This is a genomic window from Roseateles sp. GW821-FHT09G09, assembly GCF_059415965.1.
The window spans coordinates 89698-115521 of the sequence record NZ_JBWKOG010000001.1 but is presented as its reverse complement, the minus strand read 5'-3'; the positions used below and the strand labels follow the sequence as shown (position 1 = coordinate 115521).

The window sequence follows — 25824 nt, the reverse complement described above, 5'->3', positions numbered from 1 at the left end:
CGGAGCGCCCGCCGCGGGGGGCCGGGACGGCAGGATCAAAGGAGCCGCGCCAGCGCCTCTTCCAGCACCGGCCAGGCGGCGCGCGCGGCGGCGAGGGCGTCTTCGGACCCTGTCGCCGCCTGTTCCGCATCGAGCTCCAGTTGCCGCGCGACGTCGGCCGCCTCCGCGTGGCCCAGCGTCAGCAGCACGCTCTTGAGGCTGTGCGCGAGGTGGCGCAGCTTGACGTGCTCACCGCGCTCGCAGGCGCCGCGACCGCTGGCGATGTCGAGCGGGAACTGCATCCGGCAGCGCGCCAGGAAGGCCTGGTACAGCGCGGCATTGCCGCCGAAGTACTGCTCGATGGCGGCGTGGTGGATCGACGGCATCGCGGCCGGCGCCGGGGCGTCGCGCAGGCCGTCCAGGCAGGATTGCAGATCACCCAGCGAGCAGGGCTTGGACAGGAATCGCGTCACGCCCAGCGCCTCCAGCTGCTCGCGCACGGTCGGATTGAGCCCCGCGCTGAACACGGCCAGCCGCGCGTTGCCGCGCAGTTCGGGCCGTTGCTTGAGCGTCTGCAGCAGATCGAGGCCGTGCCGACCCGGCAGCATCAGGTCGCTGATGACCAGGTCGAAACTCTGCGTCGCGAGCGCGAGCAGCGCCTCGTCCACGGAGATGCAGCCCTGCATGCGCACCTCGTCGTCCTCGAGCGCCATGGCGACGAAACGCTGCAGGGTGGGATCGTCCTCCACCAGGAGGACCCGCACACGGGACGCCATGATCAGAACCCGCCCACTTCCGCCCGCTCCCGCCGGCGTCAACCGGCGAACTGCGGCTGTCGGGCCTGGATGCGCTGGATGGCGGCGCCGAGCAGCGGCGGCAGATCGGTCACGAGCCGCGGCTTGTGCACCAGCGGCAGGCCCGCTAGCGCGAAGGCATAAGGCGCCCGTTGCTGCTCGTCGAGCGCGGTGACGAAGATCAGTTCGCTGCTGGCGAACTGCGGCTGCGAGCGCAGGCTGGTCACCAGCGCCGCGCCGTCGATGCCGGGCAGCAGGATGTCGACCAGCAGGATCTCGGGCTGCAGCTGTCCGTACATGACCAGGCCGCCGATGCCGTCGTTGGCCGTGTGCAGGTCGAGGTCGGGGTACTCCTGCTGCGCGAGCAGCATCACGAGGTTCTGGTAGTGGACCGAGTCCTCGATCAGCAGCGCCTTCAGCCGCGGCGGGACGCCGTCGTTGGGCGACAGGTCGGCCGGCTTGGTCGGCGCCAGGCCCCGGCCCGTCAGCCAGGCGTCCAGCGAGGTCCTCAGGATCCGGCGGTGCCCGCCCGGCGTGCGCCAGGCCTGCAGCTCACCGCGGTCGACCATCAGCTGCACCGATCGGACGGCCATGCCGAGGCGCTGCGCGACTTCGCGCGTGCTGAAGTCCTCTTGCATGTCGTCAGGTGTACGGGCAATGGCAGTCATGAGTCGATTTTGCCGAATTAACCAAACTTGCAGGTGGGCAATATCCCCAGTTATAAGCGATAAAAGTGATATCGGGTGTGACTTCGGTCGGAGAGGGGGGCTTCCCCCGCCATGGAACGGTGCGAACTCTGGTGCAATCCGGAGCCGAGGAGATGCGATGACCAAGCGATGGACCGGACCGGCCGCGACGGTCCGGGGAGTCCGGATCTGGGCGGCCGGCCGCATGGGGGCGGTGGCGGCGATGGCGGCGATGGCGGCGATGGCGACGCCGGGCGCGTGGAGCGCCCCGGCGTCCGCGCCCGTGCCCGCGCCGGCCTCCGCGACCAGCCCCGTGCTGCAGCGCGTCCTCGCGCAGGGCGTGCTGCGGGTCTGCATCTGGCCGGACTACTACGGCATCACCTACCGCCACCCCCGCGACGAGACGCTCAGCGGCCTGGACATCGACCTGTCCAACGAACTGGCCAAGGACCTCGGCGTGCGTCTGCGCTATGTCGAATCCTCGTTCCAGCGCCTGATCCCCGACCTGGAGGGCGAGCGCTGCGATGTCGCGATGTTCGCCGTCGCCGTGCTGCCGCACCGCCAGGTGGCCTTGTCCTTCACGCGACCGTATCTGCAGAGCGACATCTACGCCATCGCCAGCCGCGCGAGCCGTGTCGTCAAGCGCTGGGAGGACATCGACCAGCCGGCCGTGGTGGTGGCTGTGCAGGCCGGCACCTCGACCGAGCGGGTGATGCGCGACGCGCTCAAGCGCGCGACGCTGCTGGTGGTGCAGCCGCCCGCGACGCGGGAGCGCGAGCTGGAGTCCGGCCGCGCCGACGTCTTCATGACCGACTATCCCTACAGCCGGCGGCTGCTGGACAACGCCGACTGGGCGCAGCTGATCGCGTCGCCCAAACCCTTCCATGTCCTGCCGTACGCCTATGCGATCAAGCGCGGCGATGCCGTGTGGCTGGCGCGGCTGGACGACTTCGTCGCGCGGATCAAGCGCGACGGCCGGCTGCGCGCCGCTGCCGAGCGCCACGGCCTGAGCGCGATCGTCGTGCCCTGACGCGGAGCCGCCACGATGCTCGGTCCGGCCGTCCGATCCCTGCTGCGCCTGCGTCGCGCGACGCTGTGGGCGGGCGTCGTCGTGGGGGCGGGCACCCTGGCCGGCCTGATCGGCCCGGCGTGGGTCGGCCGGCAGGAAGCCATCGACGAGGCGCGCGCCCGCGGCGCGCTGCTGGCGCAGGTGCTGGAAAGCGACGCGAGCCGCACGATCGAGACCGCCTCGCTGTCCCTGCATGCCATCGGCGACGGCCTGGCGCGCACGGTCTCCGATCCGCATGAGGCCCGGCACCTCCAGGAGCATCTCAGCCATGTGCTGGTGGGCCTGCCCTTCATCCGCAGCGTGTCCTTGCTGGACACGCGCGGGCGGGTGCTGGTCAGCACGAACACCGACGAGATCGGCCTGGAGATTCCACTCGACGACTTCGGTCGCCTGCCCGGTCCCGACCGCGACATGCTGCTGCCGTTGCGGCCGGGGCGCGGCCTGGCGGACCTCGCGCGGGGACGCGGGGCGCGAGGGTCGCCGGTGGGCATGCTGCCGCTGCTGCTGCAACTGCCGCCGCCGCCCGACGAGCCCGCCAGCGGCGCCGCGGCCTCGATGGGCCTCTTGTCCGGCACGCGGGACGGCGACGCGCGCTGGCTGCTGGCGCTGATCAATCCGGATGCTTTGACGCAGGTCCAGCAGCGCGCGCTGCCCACGGGCCGCAGCGCCGCCTGGCTGGCCTCGACCGACGGCCAACTGCTCGCCGCGATGGAGACCCTGCATCAACTGCCCGGCCAGCGCCTGGACGGGCATCCGGCCTTCGACGCGCTGCGCCGCGGGCGCGAGCACGACACCTACATCGGCGCCGGCGCGCTGCCGGGCGAAGTCGTCGTCGCCTACCGCGCGGCGCCCCGGCGCCCGTTGATGGTCGGTGTGGAGCAGTCGGTCGAGGAGGTGCTCGCCGGCTGGCACGCGGGCCTGCGCTGGCTGCTGCTGATCGGCGCGCTGGCCCTGGCGCTGATCGCGCTGGCGACGATCACGGTGCGCCGCAGCCTGCAGGCGCGGGCCGAGGCGATGGAGGCGCTGGAGGGCGCGCATGCGCAGCTCGCCGACCGCGAGCGCGACATGCGCGTGCTGCTCAAGAGCGTGCAGGAGGTGATCTTCCGGACCAATCCCGCGGGCACGCTGACCTTCGTGAACGCCCGGTGGACGACGCTGCACCGCGGGCGCCCGGACGAGGCCGTCGGCCGCCGGCTGGCGGACCTCGCCGAGCCGGCCGACCGCGACGCCGTGGCCAGCCTGTTCGGCGGCGGGGAGGGGGTGCGCAGCGTCGAGGCCACGATCCGCAACGGCGAGGGCGCACCGCGCCGCTACGAGATCGCGACGGTGCCGCTGCGCCGCGACGGGGAACTGCTGGGCTACGCCGGCAGCGCGGTCGACGTCACCGAGCGCGCCGCCGCCGAGCGGCTGACGCGCCAGGCGCGCGACGCGGCGGAGGAAGCCTCGCGGACCAAGACCGAGTTCCTCGCCAACATCAGCCATGAACTGCGCACGCCGCTGCAATCGATCCTCGGCTTCTCCGAGCTCGGCATCGCGCGCAGCGGCGGGCAGGAGCGGCTGCAGGCGATGTTCTCGGACATCCACGGCTCGGGGCAGCGGATGCTGGCGCTGGTCAACGACCTGCTCGACGCCTCCAAGCTCGACGCCGTCGGCGCGCTGGAGCTGCGGGCGGAGGATCTGCGCGAACCGGTCGACGCGGTGATGCGCGAGCTCGCGCCCTTGACCGCGAAGCGCCACCTGAGCCTGGCCGTCGAGCTGCCCGCGCCGATGCCGGCGCGCGTCGATCCGCTGCGCTTCCAGCAGGCGGTGCGCAACGTGCTGGCCAACGCCATCAAGTTCGCCCCGCAGGGCGGCACCATCGAGCTCCGCGGCGACCGCACCGCCGAGGGCGCGCTGCACCTCTGCGTCGCCGACCGCGGGCCGGGCATCCCGGTCGACGAACTCGAGCGCATCTTCGATCCCTTCGTCCAGTCCAGCGCGACCAAGGACGGCTCCGGGGGCACCGGCCTCGGCCTGCCGATCAGCCGGCGCATCGTCGAGATGCACGGCGGGCGGCTCTACGCCGCCAATCGCGAAGGCGGTGGCGCAGAATTCCACCTGATCCTCCCCGCGCACGACACGTCGGCGGTGGGGAGCGAGGCCCAGGCGGCCGACTGACGACATTCAAGCCCGCATCAGGAGCACACCATGAAATGGGAAGGCAATCGCGAGAGCGACAACGTCGAGGATCTGCGCGGCAGCGGCGGCGGCAGCAGCGGCGGTGGCGGACTGCCGATGCTCGGCGGGCGCGGCATCGGCATCGGCGGCATCGTGGTGGCCCTGCTCGCGTCCTGGGCGTTCGGCATCAATCCGCTGACCGTCCTCAGCGCCCTCGACGGCAGCGCCGTCCAGACCGCGCCCGGACCGGCCCAGCGCCCCGCCGAGCACAGCCGTCCCCAGGACGCGCCGGCGAAGTTCGTCAGCATCGTGCTCGCCGACACCGAGGACGTCTGGACGCCGCTCTTCAAGGCCGGCGGCAAGGCCTACCAGGCCCCCACGCTGGTCCTCTTCGAAGGCCAGTCGCGCACCGCCTGCGGACTCGGACAGGCCGCCATGGGGCCGTTCTACTGCCCCGGCGACAGCAAGGTCTACATCGACCTCGGCTTCTATCAGACCCTGCGCGACCGGCTTGGCGCTCCCGGCGACTTCGCGCAGGCCTACGTGATCGCCCATGAGGTGGGGCACCACGTCCAGCATCTGCTCGGCATCACCGACAAGGTCGACGCCGCCCGGCGCCGTCAATCCGAACAGGCCGCCAACGCCACCAGCGTCCGCGTGGAACTCCAGGCCGACTGCTTCGCCGGCGTGTGGGCCCACCACTCCCAGCAGTCCAAGGGCTGGCTCGAAGCGGGTGACATCGACGAAGCCCTCAACGCCGCCGCCAAGATCGGAGACGACACCCTCCAACGCAGCGCCGGCCGGGCCGTCGTGCCCGAGAGCTTCACCCACGGCAGCAGTGAGCAGCGGCAGCGCTGGTTCAAGCGCGGCATGGCCCAGGGGGATCTGCGGGACTGCGACACCTTCTCGGTGAAGCAGCTGTAGGTCACTGCGAGGCGCCGGATCCGGCGGCGGGGCGCGGCCTGGCCTCGACGCGGGGATCGCCGACACAGCCCTTCAACCACTGGCTCATCTCCCATTGCACCTGGCCCGCGGATTCGCGCGCCGTGTAGCCGTGGGCCTCGAAGGGCAGCAGCACGTAGCGCGCCGTGCCGCCCAGACCCGCCATCGCCTGGTACAGCCGCTCGCTCTGCATCGGGAAGGTGCCCGAGTTGTTGTCCGCCTCGCCGTGGATCAGCAGCAGGGGATCCTTGATCTGGTTGGCGAAGAGGAAGGGCGACAGCTTCAGGTAGACGTCCTTCGCGTCCCACAGCGACCGGCGTTCGCTCTGGAATCCGAACGGCGTCAGCGTGCGGTTGTAGGCGCCGCTGCGCGCGATGCCGCAGCGGAACAGCTTCGTGTGCGCCATCAGGTTCACCGCCATGAACGCGCCATAGCTGTGACCGCCGATCGCCACCCGCTTCGGGTCCACCGTGCCCAGATCCTCGGCCTTGTCCACGATCGCCCGCGCGTTCGCCGTGATCTGCTCGATGAAGCTGTCGTTCATGTTCCGCGCGTCGCCCACCACCGGCATCGTCGCGTCCATCAGCACCACATACCCGTCCATCAGCAGGTTCAGCGGACTGATGCCGGAGAAGCTCATGTAGCGCCCCGGCGATCCGCTCAGCTGCCCCGCGATCGCCGCGTCGTTGAACTCCAGCGGATAGGCCCACACCAGCGCCGGACGCTTCTCCCCCTCGCGCTGGTCCGGCGGCAGGTACATCCAGAACGACAGCTCCACGCCGTCGTTGCGCTTGAAGCTCACCAGCTCGCGACGCACGCCCTTCAGCTGAGGCGTCGGATCCTTGATCCGCGTCAGCGGCGTCGCCTTGCCGTTCTCGCGCAGCACCAGGTTGGGCGGTTCGTGCTCGGTCTCCCGCTGCGTCAGCAGCCGGCGGTCCTCGAGCAGCGCCACCGGCTGCTCGTAGACGCCCTCGGCCGACTGGAACAGCCGCTGCACGCCGAGGTCCTTCAGCGACAGCTTGTCCAGGAAGGGCCGGTCGCCCTTCGGACCCGCGCCCTGGCCCGACAGCAGCAGGTCGCCGCCCAGCGTCTGCGCCACCTGATGGCCGTTGGCCAGCGTGCGCATGAACGGATAACCGGGATGCCGGTAGCGCTCGCGCACCGAGTGCTCGAACAGCGGGCGGCTCTGCTTGCCGTTGAGCGGCAGCAGGTAGGTCCGCGACCAGCCCCGGCTGCGGTCCTCCTCCGTCAACAGGCCGTGGATGCCGTCGTCGAGGAAGCGCAGCCGCGTGAAGCGGTAGGGCATGCGCTGCACCTCGAAGGGATCGCCGGTGTAGGGCGGGTCCAGCCGCATCACGCGGTCGCGGAACGCCGCGCGGTTGGCCGGGTTGCCGCCGTCCAGCGCCTCGACCCAGTAGATCGCCGCGTCCTTGGTCGGCGACGGATAGAACACGCGCGGACCCGGCAGGGCGCCGTCGATCGCGACCCCCTGCTTCAGCGGCATCTTCCCCAGCTCGCGGATCACCTTGCCGTCGCGCTGGCGGACTTCGACCACGGTCGGGAAATCGTCGAAGGTCAGGTTGTAGCTGAAGGGCCGCACCAGCCGCTCGGTGAGCAGCGCCTGGCCGGTGCCGACGCTGGAGACGCTGGTGAACAGGCCCGGCGTGCCGATGTCGCGGCTCTGTCCGCTGGCGATGTCGACCAGCGTCAGCTGCGAGCGCGCGTAGTGCTCGAACAGGTCTTCGTCGCGCGGGTTGCGCAGCAGGTCCGGATAGGTGCGTTCGGGCGAGGCCTTGCCATGCGTTTCCTGGATCGCCGGACCGGTCTGGGCCCGGCTCGGCGCGGCACCGCGATCGTCGGGGACGGTCAGCACGACGGCCTCGCGGGGATTCAGCCAGGCGATGTCGTCGGCATCGACGGCGTTGTTCAGCCGCACGTTGTAGATGCGCCAGAGCTGGCCGTTGGACGTCGCGCCGGCCCACAGCTCATCGGCCGTGTCGGTGCGTCGGGACAGCAGGAACCGTTGCCCGTCCGGGGCCCAGAGGAAGTTGTGCCAGGTCCCGCCGGCCGGGAGTTCGACGTCGCGCTCGGCCGCCTCCGGCTCGAGCAGCGAGCGCAGGCGCACGCGCTGCACGGCGAGCAGGTTCTGCTGGCTGGCGTTGCGCGGATCGAAGCGGGCCCCCGCCAGGCGCAGGCCGGGTCGCGCCAGCTCCTCGAGCGGCGTGTAGCGGCGCTGCTCGACCAGCGCCAGCGCCTGCCGGTCCGGCGACGGGATGAGGCGCGGCAGCGCCGGCGCGTCCAGCAGCTCGCGGATCGCCGCCGACGGCTGCTTGTACGGGGCGGGCGCCGCGGCGGCTCCCCCGCAGAGCGCCACCGTGAGCAGCACGACGCCGGCCCGCTGGAGGAGGGTCGTCACGGCGCCCGGGGCACCCGGGGCACCCCGGGCGCCGATGGGCGGATGGCTCAGGCCGACAGAGGGGACGCGGGAGGACATGGGGTCGAAGTATCGCTGCGCTAGGATTCGCGCCCATGATCGAGCCCCCCGCCCCGCACGCGCACGACCTCCGCGCATCGCACGACCCGGCCGCCCGGGTCCCCGCGGTGCTGCCGGCGGTGGGCGAGCGCCTGGGGGTCTGGCGGGTCGCCACCGTGCTCTTCGAGTGCGCGTCCGGCGTCTGGTACCGCGTGGAGCACGGCAAGGCCGCCGCGCAGACCGGGCTCGCGCTGGTCTATCGCCACGAGTCCGACGCGCAGGCGGTGCTGATGCGCTTCGCGGAGGACTCGGAGGCGCTGTCGCGTTTCCAGCACCCGGCCTACGGCGCGCCGCTGGACAGCGGGCTGAGTCCCGCGGGCCTGCCCTACCTCGTCGTGCCGGCGATGGAGGGCGCGCCGCTGCTGCGCGTCGCGATGGCGCTGCCGCTGAAGCGGCGCATGCAACTGCTGCTGGACCTGATCGAGATGCTCGACGCCGCCCACGGTCACGGGCTGGTGCTGCAGGAGCTGGACCCCGGCACCTTGTGGCTGAGCCCCGCGCAACAGCTGCACTGGCTGGGGCAGGGCCTGACGCCGCGCGACAGCCAGGCGCCCGCCGCGCTGGTGCGCGCCGCCGAGCCGCTGGCCAACGCGCGGCAACGGGCCGGAGGCCGCCCCGACGCCAACAGCGAAACCCATGCGCTGGGCCGCTTGCTGGGCATGCTGGTCAACGGGCGCCTGCCGCGTCGCGATGCGAGCGCCGAGGACGGTGTCGAGGACGAGCCGGAACCCGGCGCGACGCCCGTGGCGTCGCTGCAGTCGTGGCTGTCGCTGACGGCCGCGCAGCGCGAGAGCCTGGATCAGTTGCTGGACCGGGCGATGATGGACGGCCGCTCGTTCACCGATCGTCAACTGCTGGCGCAGGCGGTGCGCGACTGGATCGCGGTCGAGCCCGCGCCGACGCGCCCGGCGTCTGGCACGGGCGGCCCGGCCTCGGCGCCGATGCCGTTGCTGCCGTCGCCGCCGCCGCTCGAGGTCGACGATGACGGCCCGGCTTCATCGCGCACGGCCCGCGCTGCCCGCGCATCCTGGGCCGAGCGCCTGGCCGGCCTCGCGCTCGTGCTGGCGCTCGCGGCGATCGTCGTCTGGCTGCTGCTGCGCGGCGGCTGAGCCGCCGCGCAAGCGGAGATGAGTCGGCGACCCACCTCGATGCACTAGTTCTCCCGCAGGGGTGGGGCAGCGACGCTGGAAATCGCCCATGCGCATTGACAACTTCGCGTTGGCGATCGACTTCGAAGAGTCATGCATCGGTCGATGAAGGCGGATTGTCCGAACGGGGGCGGCCTGCCTACGATCGTCCTCCTGTCGCCGGCGTGGCGACGCGAGGAGGATGCGCGTGAGTTTCGAAATCCGGCCGATGTCCGCCGAGGACTGGCGCCACTGCTGGCGGGATTCCGTGACGGATCCCGAGTGTTCGCCCTGGCTGCGCGGCGTGCTCGAGACCTGCGTCGACGGCAAGAACGCGCACTGGATCCGGCTGGCCACGCGCTGGGCCGTGGATGCCGGGACGGGCGACTACCTGGTCCGGCTGCCGTCGCTGATCGGACGCCAGATCGCCGACCAGTTCTGCGCCCGGGTCGGCGACCGGGTCTACGGCTTGTGCGGACTGGGCATCGGCGACGCGAAGGTGTTCTTCGCCGGCGGCTCGTCGCCGTCCTGCGAGGCGATGGGACAGGTCCACGCGGTGCTCTCGGCGGCGTTCGCCGTCCACGGCTCCCATGGCGAGGACATCGGCCGCGACCCGATCCGCATGCCGGTCTTCATCCCCGGTGCGCTCGTGCCCGAGGACCTGGCCGCCGAGACCCGCGCCCGCTGAGCTGGCGGCCCTCTATCATGGGGCCCACCCATGGACGCCTTCCGCCGCCACCTGCTCCGTCATGCCGCGCTCGGTGCGATGGCCGTCGGCGTGACGGGAGCGGCACGGGCGCAGCCCTCGTCGGCAGGCCCGCGTTCGACGCAGGTGCTCGTCGCCGGCACGAGCTTCGCGCAGCTCTTCGAGCCTGGCGCGGACGGCAAGCCGCGCGGTCTGGCCGTCGACCTGCTCGATGCGATCCTGGTGCCCGCCGGCCACCAGCCGCGCTACGAGTTCTATCCCTGGCTGCGCGCGCAGGCCATGATCGAACACGGTCCGGCACAGATCCTCGTCGGCCCGTACCGCACGCCCGCGCGCGAGCGGCTGATGCGTTTCTCGCGCCAGGCCTTCTACGAGGATGCGCTGGTGTTCTACGCGCGCCGCCGCGAGGAGGGACTCTGGTGGGGCGACTTCCGCGCCTTGCAGCCGCTGCGGATCGGCGCGGTGCAGGGCTGGGTCTACGGCGAGCGCTTCGAGCAGGCGCGCCTGGGCCTGAACGTGACGGCGGTGCGGGACCTGGCCACGGCGCTGCGCATGCTCCAGCTCGACCGGCTGGATCTGATCGCCGCCAACCAGCGCAACTCGGAGCCGGTGATCCAGGACCTCGGACTGACGGACCAGGTCGCCCGGTGCACGCCGCCGTTCGCGCAGCTGCGCGGCCACTTCGCGTTCAGACGCGATCCGGCGGGCGAACCCTGGGCGACGCTGGTCGATGCCGGCATGCAGCGCCTGCGCGCCAGCGGCGAGCTGCAGCAGATGGCGGTCCGGCGCGGCGTCGTGCTGCCGGACTGAAAGGACCCCTCAGCTCAGCAGCAGGAGCGCCAGGCCGATCGCCGCCGGCAGGGCCTGGATGAAGAGGATCTTGCGGCTGGCCGTCGCGGCGCCGTACAGACCCGCCACCAGCACGCAGGCCAGGAAGAACAGCTTCACCGGTCCGCCCGCGGCGCCCAGCGCCAGGCCCCAGATCAGGCCGGCCGCGAGGAAGCCGTTGTACAGCCCCTGGTTGGCGGCGAGCACCTTGCTCGCCTCGGCGAATTCCGGCGTCAGTCCGAAGGCCTTGCGGCCCCTGGGCGTGGTCCAGAGGAACATCTCGAGGATGAGGATGTAGACGTGGATCAGGGCCACGAGGGCAATGACGACGTCAGCGACATTGGCGGCAAGGGCAAGTGTTGTGTTCATGGTTCGCACTGTACGTCCCGCTATCATCCCCGGCCCCTCCGCGCTTTCCTGTCCCGCACGTTCCATGTCCAAAGCCCAGCTCAACCCCGCCCAGTTGGCGGCGGTGCATCACCTGTCGGGCCCTTGCCTGGTGATCGCGGGCGCGGGCTCGGGCAAGACGAGCGTGATCACGCAGAAGATCGCCAAGCTGATGGCCGAGGGCTACCGCCCCAAGAACATCGCCGCGATCACGTTCACGAACAAGGCCTCGCAGGAAATGCGCGAGCGCGCCAGGCACCTCGTGGGCAGCAAGGCGGGCTCGGAGCTGGTGGTGTCGACCTTCCACTCGCTGGGGGTGCGCATCCTGCGCCAGGACGGCCGCCACCTCGGGCTCAAGGAGCAGTTCTCCATCCTCGATTCGGACGACGTGCTGTCGGTGCTGCGCGATGCCGGCGGCACGACCGACGCGGCGACGGCCAAGTCCTGGCAGTGGACCATCTCCTTGTGGAAGAACCAGAACCTGAGCGCGCAGCAGGCGCTGGCCTATGCGAAGGACGACATGGAGCGCGCCGCCGCCGTCGTCATGCAGCGTTACCAGGAGCGGCTGACCGCGTACCAGGCGGTCGACTTCGACGACCTGATCGGCCTGCCGCTGAAGCTGCTGCAGACCAACGAGGAGGCCCGCGGCAAGTGGCAGGAGACGCTGCGCTACGTGCTGGTCGACGAGTACCAGGACACCAACGCGGTCCAGTACGAGCTGCTGAAGTGCCTGGTCGGCGAGCGCGCGATGTTCACCGCCGTGGGCGACGACGACCAGTCCATCTACGGCTGGCGCGGCGCGACGATCGAGAACCTCAAGAAGCTGCCGGTCGACTTCCCGCAGCTGAAGATCATTCCGCTGGAGCAGAACTACCGCTCGACCAGCGCGATCCTGCGCGCGGCCAACAACGTGATCGGCGGCAATCCCAAGCTGTTCCCGAAGACGCTGTGGAGCGAGTTCGGCGAAGGCGATCCCGTCGTGCTGGTCGAGGCCGACGGCGAGGAGCACGAGGCCGAGCGCGCCGTCGCCCGCATCCAGGCCATCCGGGCCAACCAGCCGACGACGAGGTTCTCGGACTTCGCGATCCTGTACCGCGCCAACCACCAGTCGCGCATCTTCGAGCAGGCGCTGCGCCGCGCCGAGATCCCGTACAAGGTCTCGGGCGGGCAGAGCTTCTTCGACCGCACCGAGATCAAGGACCTCTGCGCCTGGCTGCGGCTGCTGGTCAACCAGGACGACGATCCGGCGTTCCTGCGCGCCGTGACCACGCCCAAGCGCGGCATCGGCCACCAGACGCTGGGCCACCTGAGCGAGTTCTCGGCGAAGTGGAAGCTGTCGATGTTCGAGTCGCTGTTCGCCGAGTCGCTCAAGGCGACGCTGTCGAGCAAGGCGCTGCACGGGCTGCACGAGTTCGGCCGCTACGTCGTCGACCTCGAGTACCGCGCCCGCCACGCCGTCGGCGCGGAGGAGGGCAAGGCGCTGATCATGGAGTGGCTCAAGGACATCGCCTATGAGCAGCACCTGATCGACCAGGAAGAGAACGAGAAGGTCGCGCAGGCCCGCTGGGGCAACGTGCTCGACTTCGTGGACTGGGTCGCCAAGCGCTGCGGCGGCGAGATCTCGACCGACGGCGGCATCACCACCGAGAGCCCGCGCCAGACGCTGCTCGAGGTGGCGCAGACGATCAGCGTGATCCTGTCGCTGGCCGAGCGCCAGGAAGAGCAGGACCAGGTCGTGCTGACGACGCTGCATGCGTCCAAGGGCCTCGAGTGGCCCCACGTGGTGCTGGCCGGCGTCAACGAGGGCCTGCTGCCGTTCAAGGCGGACAACGACGAACTCACGCCCCAGCGCGTCGAGGAAGAACGCCGGCTGATGTACGTCGGCATCACGCGCGCGCGGCAGACGCTGGCGGTGTCGACGCTGCGGCGCCGCAAGAAGAACCGGGAGACGGTCGTCGGGGTGCCGAGCCGGTTCATCGCGGAGATGAAGCTCGGCGAGGGCGGGGTCAAGGAAGACCCGCGCGAGAAGCTCAAGCGCATGCGCGAGCAGTTCGCCGCCAAGGCCGCCGAAACCGCGGCCCGGCAGGCGCAGGCCGCGAAGGACGATCGCTGAGCAAGACCTGTCACTCGAACAGCGAGTGAAGGGGGTGGACGAACGATTCTTACTGGTTCGAGTCATTTCGCGGCGAGACGCAGGTTTCTAGCATTCGGTCCCTCTGCGCCTGCCGAGGAAACCGACCCATGGCCGATGCCCCGCCTTCCTGCCACCCGTTCCGCGAACACCGCACGCCGGCCGAAGCCGCGGCGCGGCAGCGCGACATCGAAGTCCTCGCCGACGAACTGCGCCACGCCCATTGGGATCAGTCCAGCCTGCCCGTGAGTGCCCATGAGCTGGCCGAAGGTGCCGGCGTCGAGGTACGCGACCGGGGCGGGGCGCAGGAGCCGATGTATCCCTATCGCGGGCGACTGCTCTACCTCGACGGGCGCCCGGTGATCGAGCTCAACCGCGCCGAGGAACCGCTGCGGCGGCGGATCGTCCTGGCCCATGCGCTGGGCCACCACGTGCTCGGGCACGGCCCGGTGCCGCCGGAGACGACGCCCACCTTGTCGAGCCACCACCCGCTCCGCATCGAGCAGGACGCCCATCGCTTCGCGCTCGATCTGCTGATGCCGGCCTTCGCGATCTACCGGCTGATGGACCAGGGCGTGGTCAGCGCGCACAGGCTGTCGGAGAAGTTCCTGGTCCCCGAGTCCGCCATGCACGAGCGCCTGCGGGCCCTGGACCGGCACTGGTCCCACCTTTGAGCGCCTTGCGCGCCACGCGCGAGACGGACCAGACTGGCGACACGGGCGAGAGTGGCGAGACGGGCGATCCCCGCCACCGCGCGGCGCTCTCCGTCCGCCTCGGGATCGACCCTGTAAGGTCTGCCATATCACCTGGACCCGGGGGGTGGACGTCACCGGCAAACGGCAGAATGCGGGCGCATGACAGCCTCCGCCGCCAAGTCCACCACCAGGCTCGCCGCCGCACTGCCGCTGCTGACCCTGATCAGCGCGGTCGCCGCCATCCTCGCGTTGTCCCAGCCCGCGCAACTGCCGCCGGCCTTCGCCTTCGTCTTCAAGCCGCTCACGACGATCCTCATCCTGCTCTACGCCTGGCCCCGCGGCGCTGACCGCCCGCGCCTGGCGCGCTGGCTGCGCGCCGGGCTGCTGTGTTCGCTGGCGGGCGACGTCGCGCTGCTGTGGCCGGAGCCAGGCTTCCTGCCCGGGCTGGTGAGCTTCCTGGCCGCCCACGTCTGCTACATCGTGGGCTTCTGCACCCGCAAGAAACTGGGCGCGGTGCGCTGGCCCTTCCTGATGTTCGGCGTCATCGCGGCGGCGGTCCTGGGGCGGCTCTGGCCGCACATCCCGGCGGAGCTGCGGGCGCCGGTGGTCGTCTACGTCGTCTGCCTGTCGGCCATGGCGGCGCAGGCCTGGGCCTGGTGGCGCGGCAGCGTCGGCCAGCCCGATGAGCCGCTCGCGCGCTGGGCCGCCTGGGGCGGCACGCTGTTCGTGTTGTCGGATGCGATGCTGGCGATCAACAAGTTCGCCGGGCCGCTGGAGATGGCCAGCTTCTGGGTGCTGGCCAGCTACTGGCCGGCGCAGTGGTGCATCGCCAGCAGCCTGGGACGGACCCGCGCATGAAGTTCGTCCTGCCCCGGCGCCCCTCGTCCCTGGCCACGCTGGCGACCGGCGCGGCCTGCGCCGCCGTCGGGCTCTGGCTCATGCGGCATTACCCGATCGAACCGGTCGCCGCCACCGCCCTGTGGGCCGCGCTCGCGGTCGCCGGCTTCTTCGGCTGGCGCATGCTGCCGCTGCTGGTGCCGGCGCTGGTGCCGGTCATCGGCTTCGCGCCGTGGACCGGCTGGATCACCTTCGAGGAACTGGACCTGGTCGTGCTGGCGGTCGCCGCCGGCGGCTACGCGGCGATCGCGTTGACGGTGCCGCCGCACAAGCCGGTGGCGTGGCGCTACCGCACGCTGCGCTGGCGCGCGGCGGTGCGGGTGCTGATGGCGGTGTTTGCGCTGTCCGCATTCATCGCCGTCTGGCGCGGCTTCGATCAGGCCGGCGGCGTGGACTTCGGCTTCTGGCAGGGCTTCCAGGAGCCGATGAACAGCCTGCGCGCCGGCAAGAGCTTCTTCCTCGTCCTGCTGCTGCTGCCGCTGTGGCAGAAGGCGTCCGACCTGCAGCCGGCATCGGTGCAACGCCTGTCGCGCGCGGCCTGGGTGCTGGTGCTGGTCACGACCTCGCTCGGGGCGGCGTGGGAGCGCTGGGTCTATACCGGCCTGCTGGACTTCTCGACGGACTACCGCACGACCTCGCTGTTCTGGGAGATGAACGTCGGCGGCGCGTCGCTGGACGGCGCGCTCGCGCTGAGCCTGCCCTTCGCGATGCTGTGGGCCATGGGGGAGCGCCGGCCGCTGCGCTTCGTGGCGGCGCTGGCGGTGCTGCTGCTGGCGTTCTATGCGTCGCTGACGACGTTCTCGCGCGGCGTCTATCTGGCGGTTCCGTTCGGCATGGCGTTGTGCGCGCTGCTGTGGGCGGTGCAGCGCCGCGACGATCTGCACGCGCCGCGACAGGAGGGGGCGTCGTCGCCGCACGCCGTCCCCGGCGCACGCGCACAGGTGCCGATCGCCGGCGCGATCGGCGTGATCGCCGGAACCGCCGTCGCGGCCTGGGTGCTGTTCGGCGCCGGCGGTTATCGCGCGCTGCTCGCGTTGGCGGGCAGCGTCGCGGTGCTGCTGGCGATGCCGGCCTCGCGCGCCGCCTGGCCGCGTGGACAGCAGCGCACGCTGATGGCGCTGTCGCCGTTGCCGGCGCTGCTGCTGGCCTTGCTGGGCGGGCTGCTGATCGACCTCGTGCCGAAGGGCGCCTACCTGATCGACGGCGTCCTCGTGCTGCTCGGCCTCGGTCTGGCCTGGCTGTGGCGCGGCGGACTGACGCAGCCCTCGCAGGCCTTCGCGCTGGCCGTGGTGTGGATGGCGACGCTGGCCGGCGCGGGCCTGGTCGCGGCGCACTGGGGCGGCGGACGGGACACCGTGTCCATCGCCATCGTGCTGGGGGCGCTCGCGATCGCATGGATAGTGACGCAATGGTCGCCGCGCGTCGGGGGGGACCTGCGCACCGCCGGCTGGCGCGTCCGGGGGCTGGTCTGGACCGCCTGCCTGCTGGCCTGCGGGGTGGTCGCGGCGCTGGGCGGCGGCGCGTACATCGGTCAACGGATGTCGACCGGGCAGCAGGACTTCGAAGGCCGCCTCGCGCATTGGCGCGTCAGCCTGGGGCTGCTCAAGTCCATGGATGAATGGCTGCTGGGCAAGGGCAGCGGGCGCTTCCCGGCGAGTTTCGCCAACGGCGGTCCCTTCGACGAGCGGGTCGGCGACTACCACCTGAACCCGGCGCGGTCCGAGATGCCGGCGTCCGGACTGCCCGGCGCGGAACCTTTCCCGCGTCCGACGGTGACGCTGACCAGCGGCCTGCACATGATGGGCAACGGCGAGATGTTCCGGCTCAGCCAGCGCGTGCCGGCGGTGGCTGGCGAGATCGCGGCGACGGTGACGCTGCGCACGCAGTTCAAGACCCGGCTGCGCGTCGAGGTCTGCGAGAAGTTCCTGCTCTACCCGTTGCGCTGCGTGGACCGCGAGGCCGATGTCGAGCCGAAGGGCGGCGCGTGGCAGCCGGTCCAGATGGCGCTGGGCCAGGCGCCGGTGGACTTCGGCGGCCGCGCCTGGGCGCCGAAGCGGCTGGTGGCGTCGGTGACGCAGAACTGGCGTGGCGGGGTGGTGGAGATCGCGTCGGTGTCTATCGTCGACAGCGTCCACGGGCCGGTGCTGCAGAACGGCGATTTCAGCGACGGCCTGGCGCGGTGGTTCTTCACCAGCGATCGCAACCACATGCCCTTCCACATGAAGAGCCTGCCGGCGCACGTGCTGTTCGAGCAGGGCCTGTTCGGTCTCGCGCTCTGGACCAGCCTGCTGGTGACGGTGCTGATGCGCCTGACCTTCGGCGCGGGGCGGCACCATCCGCTGGCGCCGGCGGTGGTGGGCGGGCTGGCGGGCTTCGTGATCGTGGGGCTCTTCGACAGCCTCATCGACGCGCCGCGGATCGCCTTCCTGTTCTATGCGCTCATGGCGCTGGGACTGGGCTTGCGGGCGCCGTCGCGGAAGTCGGGCCGGCCCGGCGACGAGGATTCGCGGCTGGAACTGGAGACGCTGCAGCCGGAGCTGGAGTCCGCCTTCGAGGACGCCCCGGAAGTCCGCCGCGCGATGGCAGCCGCGGGTGTGAAGCTCAAGGGTCCACCGCGCTGAGATAGCGGCGGCCGTACGGCTCTGCTTGTTGACTGCCTGAAGCGCATAGAGCGGCGAAAAGCAATCGCGCTAACCGTAAAGCGCACAGCCCTGCTGGTCCGTCGTCCCCTAGGATGTTTGCCTTCGCCAATTCATCGGAGATCAACATGCAGGACGATCAAAGTGGCGCCGCAGACGAGTCCGAAGCTGTCGGCGAACTAGCCGAGAAGCCGGTGTTGATTCCCGAGTTTGTGGCCGCTGTGACTACCGCGCGGTGTGAGTGATGTCGACGGAGAGCAAACCCGGCGAGTGGTGCCTATTCTGGAGCGAGCCTTGCTTGCAAAGCTCGGAGTGGGCATCGTGGGCACAGGCCTTGTTTTCGGCGCTTGCGGTCTTCGCCGCCATCGGCGTTGTGTGGTGGCAGCTGCGCGTCGCTCAGAGGGGCGCCCTGGCCGCGGCGGAGCTGGCAGCAAGTGGCATCCTTGCTGGCATCGATCAGACGATCGCGGGTCTCCAGTCTGTCGCTCAAGACCTCCAGAGTCGAATTGACGGTGCCGATACGCCCAATAGTCGACCCCAGCAAATGGCAGCAATCCTTGGCACGCTGCAGCTGCCATCCCGAGAGGACTTGCTGGCACTCAGCGCCGCTTCGAAGGAATGCGCAATCCTCCTCCTTCGCGTAAGCAACGCGACCAAGCAGATCAAGACGGCGCTCGAAGTCATTGCCACGGTGCCGCTGGGTCTCGACGCTGCTGGTCTGGCGGATTTGCTTCGCCCTCTCCAGCAGCTCGCAACGGATGCAGTAACTCAGCTTCAATCAGCACGACTGATGCTCGACGAACTGAGCCCCGGTTAGACATCAACCACGCTTAGGCTGTCTTTCAAGAGATCAACACCATGGCAACGAGCAACGCCGGAACCGCGCGCGGCATCATCGTGTCGAGTCGGAGTGAGGGCGACACATGGTTTTGGGCCTATGCGTGGGTGGCCTACTACTTCGCACGTATCGAGTGGGCGAGCTACACCATCGTGCAACAGCTTGAAAAGCCGGCCGACGTGGCTGCTTCTCTCAAGAAGCTGTTTGTCGCCAGATCCACACGTGCGGCCGACATTGTCGAGTTGAAGTTCCGCACCACAGACCCAACCCTGGCAGACGACTGGGCGACGTTCTGGGTGAAAGCTATCAAATCAGCGGTCCGCAGGAACGAGATCCTGCACAACCCCCTCAACGTGCCGCCACATGCAATGGACGACGTTGGTCCCAGCACGGGCGCAGGGATCGTGCTTGTGCGTAAACCCGGGCAGATGCTTGATCTGAATGACGTCTTGCAGTTCTCAGAGGTTCTCATTGCATTGAATGCAGATATGGAGTTGCTGCTCAAACGCTCGAATCTTTGAGAAAGCGACGAACATGGTCTACGAACTGGTCGACAAGCCGGCGCTGATGCCGGAGTTTGAGAATGCGGTGGCGGCGGCACGTTGTTATTGACAGAGGAAGAGCGTGACAGACGACAAGCAACGAATCGAATTCGCGAAATGGCTGTTCGAGCGGACGCTCGGATGGATCGCGACCGCAGACGTCAAGGTGGGAGTTGCGATGGCATTGGACACCGCGATGCTCGGCGGCCTAGCGACGGCATTCGGCACATCCGACCCCCTGCACCGAACGGCTTGGTGCTACCTTGCAGTTCTATCTGCCGTGGGCGCGATGGTGATCGCCATCTTCTGTGCCGGCATGGCGGCGGTGCCTCGCATGCGTGGGCCCGTCCAGTCGATGATCTTCTTCGCGCGCATCAAGGACCAAACGGTCGGCGACTTCGTGAGCCGCTTCGCGCAGCTCAATGAGCGCGCCTTGCTCGAAGACCTTGCTACGCAGATCCACCGTAATGCGGAGATCGCCAGCGACAAGCATGAATGGGTCCGGAAGAGCCTAGTCTGGTCGTTCCTCGGGGCGATTCCTTGGATCGTGGCGATCATCATGTTGGTAAAAATCTGAGGTCTCACACATGGCGTTGAAAGACGATCTCGTTACCGAAGTCCGCGACACGTTCCGATTGGCGTGGGAGGAACAGGCCACCAACGGAATACCTGACCCTGCGGATCTCAGGCTAGGCAATCACGCCAAGAACCTTGACGAAGCGACCGTGCTCTACGCGGATCTCAATGGCTCAACGGACATGGTCGATCGCCGTTCGTGGGGGTTCGCTGCGGAGGTCTACAAGACTTACCTGCGCTGCGCGGCTCGCATCATTGCGAGCGAGGGCGGCATAGTGACCGCGTACGACGGCGATCGAGTGATGGCAATCTTCAGCGGGAACCAGAAGAACACATCAGCGGTTAGGGCTGCTATGAAGATTCACCAAGCGGTCAAGACGATCATCAATCCCGAAATGCGGGCGGTCTATACGTCTACAGACATGGTCGTGAAACACGTCGTTGGCGTTGACACAAGTCAGCTGCGAGCTGCTCGAATCGGCGTTCGTGGATACAACGACCTCGTATGGATCGGTCGAGCAGCCAACTATGCGGCGAAGCTCACCACGCTCTCCGAGAAGCCGCTCTGGATCACCAAAGCTGTCTACGACGCAATGTTGACCGACGTGAAAATCCATAGCGTGACGAAAACCGACATGTGGGCGAAGCGCTTGTGGACCTCCATGAACAACATGGAGATCTACTGCTCGGAGACCGCGTACGAAATCTGAGCGGCTCTTCCTTGCTTGGCATCGCCACTGCGACGGCGGAGAGCAACTCGAAGGACGAAAACCGTCGCATCATCGATTGCTGTCGAGAGAGGACAGGGGAGGGCCAGCGGCGGTGGCAGTCCTGAAGCTCTCACCCGAATCGTTCCTTCGTCACATGCCTTTGAAGAGATGCGTGTAGCTGCGGCTGACCTCGAGCTTTTCATCGAGGCCACGCACCCCCACCAGCTGACGGCCGCGGAAGTCGCGGCCGATGCCGTTGATGGCCTTGACGTTGACCAGCGTCGAGCGATGGATCTGCCAGAACAGCTTGGGGTCGAGCTCGTCGACCAGCTCCTTGATCGGCTTGCGGATCAGCGCCTCGACCGTGGGCGTCTGGACACGGGTGTACTTCTCGTCGCTGATGAAGAACAGCACGTCCTCGACCGGGATCATCTGGATGGTCTGGCCGACGGAGGCCTGGATCCATTGCAGGTACTGCGGCGATCCGCTGGTGTTGTTGACCCGGGCCGACAGCGAGTGCAGCAGCTGCTGCAGCGTGCCGGTGCTCGGGCCGTCCGGCTCGACCTCGCCGCTGCGCAGGGCCAGGCGCTTCTTGATGCGCTCGACGGTGACCAGCAGGCGGTCGCGCTCGGCGGGCTTGAGCACGTAGTCGCACACGCCCTGCTCGAAGGCCTCGACCGCGTACTGGTCGTAGGCGGTGATGAAGACGATCTCGGGCAGGGGCCAGTCGTCGTCGTCGGGCAGCTGCGCGATCTGCTTGGCAGCCTCGACGCCGGTCAGGCCCGGCATGCGGATGTCCAGGAAGACCAGGTCGGGCTTGTGTTCCTTGACCAGCTCGACCGCCTCCAGGCCGTTCTTGGCCTCGGCGACGATCTGCAGCTCGGGCCAGACCTCGGCGATGCGGCTGCGCAGCTGCTCGCGCATCAGGCGTTCATCGTCCGCGAGGATGGCGCGCGGGGCTTGGTGGGTGTCGGCGGTGTCGCTCATGGGAGGCGATGTTAGGACAGGTCGGAGACGATTCAGGCGTGCAGGGACGGTTCGCCCGCCGGCGACGTCAGGCCGGGAGCGCCCTGGCCGGGCTGGCCCGACTCGCCGCGGCGCGCCTTGCGCGGCTTGTCGCGCACCAGCAGCCAGACGACCAGGCCGATGATCAGCAGCGGCGAGCCGACCACCGCGCCGACGCTGGCCAGCGCGGCCAGGGCCACCAGCGCGATCGCGCCCAGGATCAGCAGCGGCAGACCGAGTCCGAGCAGCAGCACCAGCGGCACGACCAGGCACAGCACGACGAGCGCGACGATCAGGCCGATGCCGGCGCCGAAGGCGTCCGCCAGGCCCATGCCGCTGAGGATGACCTCCTCGCCGTCGACGGTGAGGTGCACGCCCGGGACGTCGCCGAGCACGTGGATCAGACCCCAGCCGAGCAGCAATGAGCCGGCGACGAGGAGGAATCCGAGGACGAGGAAGGTCTTGAACAGCGTTTTCATGCGTGTGCTCCTTGCGTGCCTTGCTCTGGCGCGTGGTGGGCGGACGTCCGGTAGGGGACGGTGATGATCACGACGGTGCCGGACGGCTGGTTCTCGGCGACGGTGACGCTGGCGGCCTTGCCGTAGAGCAGCGACAGGCGCTCGCGGATGTTGGCCAGGCCAACGCCGGTGCCCGAGGTCGCGGCGCGGCCGAAGCCCAGGCCGGTGTCTGCGACGGTGACCTGCAGCTTGCCGTGGACGATCTCGGCCTTGAGCAGCAGGCTGCCGCCTTCGGCCTTGGGTTCGAGGCCGTGCTTGATGGCGTTCTCGACCAGGCTCTGGATCATCATCGGCGGGAACTCGGCCGACAGCAGGCCGTCGGGCACCTCGATGCGGGACACCAGGCGCTCTTCCATGCGGACCTGCAGGATCTCGAGGTAGGGCCGGATGACGGCCATCTCGCGGCCCAGGTCGCGCACGCCGCCGTTGGCGTTGGCTTCGCGCATCGTCGGCATCGAGGCCCGCAGCAGCGCGATCAGGTTCTTCTGCATCTGCGAGGCGCGCGGCGGATCGGTCTCGATCAGGTGATCGATGGAGGCCAGCGTGTTGAAGAGGAAGTGCGGCTCGACCTGCGCCTGCATCGCGGCCATCCGGGCCTCGACGACCTGGCGGCGCAGCGATTCGGCCTCGGCGGTCTCGGTGGCCTTGGCGGCCTTCACCTCGGCCTGCAGGCGGCCCTTGTAGGTGGCCTTCAGCAGCGCCGAGGCCAGCACCACCAGGACGGCCAGCTTGTCGAGGAAGTCGCCCAGGTGCACGGTGCGATAGCGCGTCTTTCGGGAGGTCTCGCGCTGGACCTGTTCGAGCTCGTCGCGCGCTTCCTCGGCGTCGGCCTTGGCCTGGCGGGCTTCCTCGGCGGCTTCTTCCAGGGCGCGCCTGGCGTCGGCGGCGGCGGACTTCACCGCCTCGCGGATGGCTTCGCGCTGCTTCTCGTTCGGGATGCGGATGTCGACGGAAGGCAGAGTGGGATCGACGGCGCCTTCGGCATCGGCCGCGGAGGCGGCGCTGGCCGCGGCGGCGACCGGGTGGCGCGGCACGATGCGCACGCCGCGGCTGTCGATCTGGACCTCGTAGCGCAGGCCGTCGCCCTCGGCGGCGTCGGAGGCGCCGTGTCCGGACTGGGAGCCGGCATTGGCGGATTCCTCAGGCTGCGTGGCCTTCTCCACCTTCTTCTGCGCCTCGGCCACCTTCTTCTCCACCTCGGCGGCGCGCTGCTTCTCGCGGCGGTCGCGCTCGGCGTCCCGATCGCGGCCCTTGGGCGGATGGATGGTCTCGGTCGTCTCGACCGGCAACTGCCAGCTGAAGGAGAAGGGCGGCAGGGTCTGCAGGATGTTGGCGCCGATGATCAGCATCACCGCCAGCAGCGTGAAGCGCTTCCAGGTGATGCTCACCAGCCAGCTGCCGTAGGCGTGGAAGACCTGCTCGGCAGTCTTCATGATGCTCTGCCAGCGCTGGCGCGGGGTGGGGGAGGCGGGAGTCGGCGAGTTCATGGGAGGACCTGTCGTATGGCTCGCACTTTACGCAAGACCCCGGCGTCTCCGGGGCGGCGGGCGACGCGCCGTGCGGACGGCGGGATGGACTGCACCGATCGGCGACAGGCCGGAGGCCCGGACGGCTCATGCGCCCCGGATCGGTGCGGGCGCCACAAGGACGAAAGGCCCGCTTCCGCGGGCCTTCCAGCATTGGTGAGAAGTATTCCCGGAGGGATTACTGCTTCACGGCCTCGACCTGGACGATGACCTTGATGTCCTTCGAGAAGCCGTACTGGATGCCGTAGTCGACGCCGAAGGCGGTGCGGTCGAAGGTGGTCTCGAAGTCGCCGCCGCAGACTTCGCGCTTGAGCATCGGGTTCTCATAGCAGTTGAAGTTGGTGGCCGTCAGGGTCACCGGCGCGGTCTTGCCCTTCAGCGTCAGCTGGCCCGCCACCGTCGCGACCTTGTCACCCGAGAAGGTGAACTTGTCGCCGACGAACTTGGCCGTCGGGTTGTTGGCCACGTCGAAGAAGTCCTTGCTCTTCAGGTGCGTGTCGAACTGCGACGAACCGGTGCTGATGCCGTTCATGTCGAAGGTGATCTCGACCTTGCCCGACTTGCCGGCCTTGTCGAACTGCACGGTGCCTTCCTTCTTCTCGAAGCGGCCGCGGTTGGTCGAGGTGCCGAAATGCTTGATCTCGAACGTGGCGTAGGTGTGCGTCGGGTCGATCGCGTAGGTCGCGGTCTGGGCTTGCGCCAGGCCGGCAACGGCGATCAGGGAGGCGAGCAGCAGGGCTTTCTTCATCATGGTGGTGGGTCCTTGTCGACCAGGGGTCGGAACGGTGGTGGAAACCGCGGCGGTACCGCGGTGGAAAGGAACCGGGCGAAGGACCCGGACCGGTTGGAGAAATCGGGAGGCCGTGATCTGCGGCAGCGTCGGCTTACAGCGGCGCCATGCCGGTGATGGCCAGCTTGAACTTCACCTGCACGTCGTTGGCGACCATGGAGGTGTCCTTCCACTCGCCTTCGCCGATGTTGAAGTCCAGCCGCTTGATCGCGAACGCGCCGGTCGCCGTCGTCGTGCCGCCGGCCTGCGCCAGCGCGACCGGGACGACCACGTCCTTGACCTGACCCTTGATGGTCAGCTTGCCGGTGGCCTCGAACTTGCCGCCGCCCAGCGCCTTGATCGCCGTGCTCTGGAAGGTCGCCGTCGGCACCTTCTTGACGTTGAACCACTCGGGCTTGACCAGCTCCGCGTCGGTCGCGGCGTCGCCCAGCGTGGCGCTGCCCAGCTCGATCGACAGGGTCACCTTGCCGGCCGCGGCGTTCTTCGGGTCGAAGGCCAGTTGGGCGTCGAACTTCTTGAAGTGGCCGTCCACCGGCACGCCCATCTGGCGGAAGGTGAAGGCGATGTCGCTCTGCGCCGGCACCAGCTTCGGCGCGGCCGCCGCAGCCGCGGCGGCGGGGCGCGCGGCCGGCTTGGTCTGCGCCATCGCCGGCGCGGCCAGGAGGAGGGCGGCGCTCAGCACCGACAACGCGGTGATCGAGAGATGGGTGGCCATGCGTGCGGTCATGAGGTCCTCTGCAATTCTGTGAAGCGGGTCTGTGGAGCGCGTTGTGGAGCGCGTCCTGTGAAGTGACTTTGCGCCCGTGGGGTCAGGTGTTGTCCGGGTCGTTCCGGGCGGTGCGCTCAGGCGCGGCCCGGGAGCATGCGCCGCAGCAGGCCGTCCTTGTCGAGGACGACATGCTTGACCACGGCGCCAAGGTGGGCAAGGACGAGCAGGCCCAGGCCGTAGGCGAAGAACTGGTGCAGCTGCTTGAGCGATTCGGCGAGTGCCTTGTCCTTGCCGACGAAGTCCGGCAGCGGCAGCACGCCGAACCACACGATCGGGAAACCCGCGGCGGAGCTGTAGGCCCAGCCGCTCAGCGGCACCGCGAAGAAGGCGGCGTACAGCAGCCAGTGCACCGCGTGCGCGCCCAGCTTCTGCCAGCCCGGCATCGGCAGGTCCGCCGGCGGCCGATGGGTCAGGCGCCACAGCAACCGCAGCGCCGACAGCGCCAGGATGGTCACGCCGGCCCACTTGTGCCAGTTGAAGAGCTTCAGCCGCGTCAGCGAGAAGGGCAGGTCGGCCATGTACCAGCCCACCGAGAAGGTGCCGATGATGGCAATGGCCAGCACCCAGTGGAAGAGCATCGCCAGGCCGTCGTAGCGGGTCTTGCCGGGCGGCGTGGCGGCTGCCGTCGGGGATACGGGAGATCCAGGAAATGCAGGAGAGGGCGCCACCGGCGGCATCGGCGTGGCCGCCGACGTCACGGCCACGGCGGGCGCGGAGGCGTCGAGCGTCTCGGCGGGCAGCGTGGGCTGCTGGTCGGGGTCGTTGTGCTGGTGGTTGATGGTCATGTCGGGCTCGCGTCCTTGGAAAGACCTGGGGCGCCGGGAGGTCCGGAATGGATCGAAGTGTCCGCGTGCGCCGTACATCGTCGGTTCACCGGAACTGAGGCCACTATTCATCCAATTTGAATGGGGAGCCCGGTCAAGCTTCACAGATCCGTCATAGGCGGCGTCGAGACTGGCGCCCGCTCCGCCCTTGGAGCG

At 69.3% G+C, this 25824-nt stretch carries 24 protein-coding genes; 14 read left to right on the top strand and 10 right to left on the bottom strand.

Annotated elements, in window-relative coordinates; translation table 11 throughout:
* Window positions 1-35: 35 nt before the first annotated feature.
* On the bottom strand, window positions 36-743 hold the full coding sequence (locus tag AC07O8_RS00500) for a response regulator (RefSeq protein ID WP_495046181.1): 708 nt from the start codon (window positions 741-743) through the stop codon (window positions 36-38).
* Between the two features lie 50 nt (window positions 744-793).
* On the bottom strand, window positions 794-1411 hold the full coding sequence (locus AC07O8_RS00495) for a helix-turn-helix domain-containing protein (RefSeq protein ID WP_297531678.1): 618 nt from the start codon (window positions 1409-1411) through the stop codon (window positions 794-796).
* Window positions 1412-1700: 289 nt separating this feature from the next.
* Here AC07O8_RS00495 and AC07O8_RS00490 point away from each other — a divergent pair, with 289 nt between their 5' ends.
* Genes AC07O8_RS00490 through ypfJ form a run of 3 tightly spaced genes read left to right on the top strand, consistent with a single transcriptional unit; the run spans window position 1701 to window position 5609 of the window.
* Window positions 1701-2489 carry a substrate-binding periplasmic protein gene (locus AC07O8_RS00490; RefSeq protein WP_495046949.1) on the top strand — a complete coding sequence of 263 codons (789 nt, stop codon included), beginning with the start codon at window positions 1701-1703 and terminating at the stop codon, window positions 2487-2489.
* 15 nt (window positions 2490-2504) lie between these two features.
* Window positions 2505-4685: a sensor histidine kinase gene (locus AC07O8_RS00485; RefSeq protein WP_495046180.1), complete on the top strand. Its 2181-nt coding sequence runs from the start codon at window positions 2505-2507 to the stop codon at window positions 4683-4685.
* 30 nt (window positions 4686-4715) lie between these two features.
* Complete coding sequence (ypfJ, locus tag AC07O8_RS00480; RefSeq protein WP_495046179.1) at window positions 4716-5609, top strand: KPN_02809 family neutral zinc metallopeptidase; 894 nt, start codon at window positions 4716-4718, stop codon at window positions 5607-5609.
* Between the two features lies 1 nt (window position 5610).
* Here ypfJ and AC07O8_RS00475 read toward each other — a convergent pair whose 3' ends face one another.
* The gene (locus tag AC07O8_RS00475; RefSeq protein ID WP_495046178.1) at window positions 5611-8121 is read right to left on the bottom strand and encodes an alpha/beta hydrolase family protein; all 2511 of its coding nucleotides are present in this window, start codon (window positions 8119-8121) and stop codon (window positions 5611-5613) included.
* A 35-nt stretch (window positions 8122-8156) separates the two neighbouring features.
* Between AC07O8_RS00475 and AC07O8_RS00470 the strand changes: the two genes are divergently transcribed.
* The 3 genes from AC07O8_RS00470 to AC07O8_RS00460 all read left to right on the top strand — a co-directional run bounded on the left by AC07O8_RS00470 (window position 8157) and on the right by AC07O8_RS00460 (window position 10803).
* Window positions 8157-9269 (top strand): serine/threonine-protein kinase, encoded by a 1113-nt coding sequence (locus tag AC07O8_RS00470; RefSeq protein ID WP_495046177.1) that lies wholly within the window; start codon window positions 8157-8159, stop codon window positions 9267-9269.
* A 226-nt stretch (window positions 9270-9495) separates the two neighbouring features.
* Window positions 9496-9975, top strand: a complete 480-nt coding sequence (locus AC07O8_RS00465; protein WP_495046176.1) for a hypothetical protein — start codon at window positions 9496-9498, stop codon at window positions 9973-9975.
* A 30-nt stretch (window positions 9976-10005) separates the two neighbouring features.
* Window positions 10006-10803 carry a substrate-binding periplasmic protein gene (locus AC07O8_RS00460; RefSeq protein WP_495046175.1) on the top strand — a complete coding sequence of 266 codons (798 nt, stop codon included), beginning with the start codon at window positions 10006-10008 and terminating at the stop codon, window positions 10801-10803.
* Window positions 10804-10812: 9 nt separating this feature from the next.
* Here the strand turns inward: AC07O8_RS00460 and AC07O8_RS00455 are convergent, their stop codons facing one another.
* Window positions 10813-11190, bottom strand: a complete 378-nt coding sequence (locus AC07O8_RS00455; RefSeq protein ID WP_495046174.1) for a DUF1304 domain-containing protein — start codon at window positions 11188-11190, stop codon at window positions 10813-10815.
* Window positions 11191-11254: 64 nt separating this feature from the next.
* On the opposite strand from AC07O8_RS00455, the gene AC07O8_RS00450 reads away from it, so the two are divergent.
* The 8 genes from AC07O8_RS00450 (at window position 11255) to AC07O8_RS00415 (ending at window position 20236) form a co-directional block, all read left to right on the top strand.
* On the top strand, window positions 11255-13321 hold the full coding sequence (locus tag AC07O8_RS00450) for an ATP-dependent helicase (protein WP_495046173.1): 2067 nt from the start codon (window positions 11255-11257) through the stop codon (window positions 13319-13321).
* 128 nt (window positions 13322-13449) lie between these two features.
* Window positions 13450-14013, top strand: a complete 564-nt coding sequence (locus tag AC07O8_RS00445) for an ImmA/IrrE family metallo-endopeptidase (RefSeq protein WP_495046172.1) — start codon at window positions 13450-13452, stop codon at window positions 14011-14013.
* Window positions 14014-14193: 180 nt separating this feature from the next.
* Complete coding sequence (locus AC07O8_RS00440) at window positions 14194-14892, top strand: lysoplasmalogenase (protein ID WP_495046171.1); 699 nt, start codon at window positions 14194-14196, stop codon at window positions 14890-14892.
* Entirely contained in the window at window positions 14889-17552 is a 2664-nt protein-coding gene (locus AC07O8_RS00435) for a hypothetical protein (RefSeq protein WP_495046170.1), read from the top strand. Before AC07O8_RS00440 ends, AC07O8_RS00435 begins: the two co-directional genes overlap by 4 nt.
* Window positions 17553-17868: 316 nt before the next feature.
* A complete protein-coding gene (locus AC07O8_RS00430; protein WP_495046169.1) occupies window positions 17869-18387 on the top strand; it encodes a hypothetical protein in 519 nt (172 codons plus the stop codon).
* A 41-nt stretch (window positions 18388-18428) separates the two neighbouring features.
* The gene (locus tag AC07O8_RS00425; RefSeq protein WP_495046168.1) at window positions 18429-18929 is read left to right on the top strand and encodes a hypothetical protein; all 501 of its coding nucleotides are present in this window, start codon (window positions 18429-18431) and stop codon (window positions 18927-18929) included.
* A gap of 103 nt (window positions 18930-19032) precedes the next feature.
* Window positions 19033-19527 carry a Pycsar system effector family protein gene (locus AC07O8_RS00420; RefSeq protein WP_495046167.1) on the top strand — a complete coding sequence of 165 codons (495 nt, stop codon included), beginning with the start codon at window positions 19033-19035 and terminating at the stop codon, window positions 19525-19527.
* A gap of 10 nt (window positions 19528-19537) precedes the next feature.
* Window positions 19538-20236 carry an adenylate/guanylate cyclase domain-containing protein gene (locus AC07O8_RS00415; RefSeq protein ID WP_495046166.1) on the top strand — a complete coding sequence of 233 codons (699 nt, stop codon included), beginning with the start codon at window positions 19538-19540 and terminating at the stop codon, window positions 20234-20236.
* A gap of 150 nt (window positions 20237-20386) precedes the next feature.
* Here AC07O8_RS00415 and AC07O8_RS00410 read toward each other — a convergent pair whose 3' ends face one another.
* The 6 genes from AC07O8_RS00410 to AC07O8_RS00385 all read right to left on the bottom strand — a co-directional run bounded on the left by AC07O8_RS00410 (window position 20387) and on the right by AC07O8_RS00385 (window position 25521).
* A complete protein-coding gene (locus AC07O8_RS00410; RefSeq protein WP_495046165.1) occupies window positions 20387-21223 on the bottom strand; it encodes a LytR/AlgR family response regulator transcription factor in 837 nt (278 codons plus the stop codon).
* A 32-nt stretch (window positions 21224-21255) separates the two neighbouring features.
* Window positions 21256-21720: a hypothetical protein gene (locus AC07O8_RS00405; RefSeq protein ID WP_495046164.1), complete on the bottom strand. Its 465-nt coding sequence runs from the start codon at window positions 21718-21720 to the stop codon at window positions 21256-21258.
* Window positions 21717-23246, bottom strand: coding sequence for a sensor histidine kinase (locus AC07O8_RS00400; protein WP_495046163.1), 1530 nt, complete (start codon window positions 23244-23246; stop codon window positions 21717-21719). The genes AC07O8_RS00405 and AC07O8_RS00400 overlap by 4 nt, the downstream gene beginning before the upstream one ends.
* A gap of 217 nt (window positions 23247-23463) precedes the next feature.
* Window positions 23464-24033, bottom strand: a complete 570-nt coding sequence (locus tag AC07O8_RS00395) for a YceI family protein (protein WP_297524284.1) — start codon at window positions 24031-24033, stop codon at window positions 23464-23466.
* A 136-nt stretch (window positions 24034-24169) separates the two neighbouring features.
* The gene (locus tag AC07O8_RS00390; RefSeq protein ID WP_495046162.1) at window positions 24170-24802 is read right to left on the bottom strand and encodes a YceI family protein; all 633 of its coding nucleotides are present in this window, start codon (window positions 24800-24802) and stop codon (window positions 24170-24172) included.
* A 116-nt stretch (window positions 24803-24918) separates the two neighbouring features.
* Window positions 24919-25521 (bottom strand): cytochrome b, encoded by a 603-nt coding sequence (locus AC07O8_RS00385; protein ID WP_495046948.1) that lies wholly within the window; start codon window positions 25519-25521, stop codon window positions 24919-24921.
* Window positions 25522-25824: the final 303 nt, after the last annotated feature.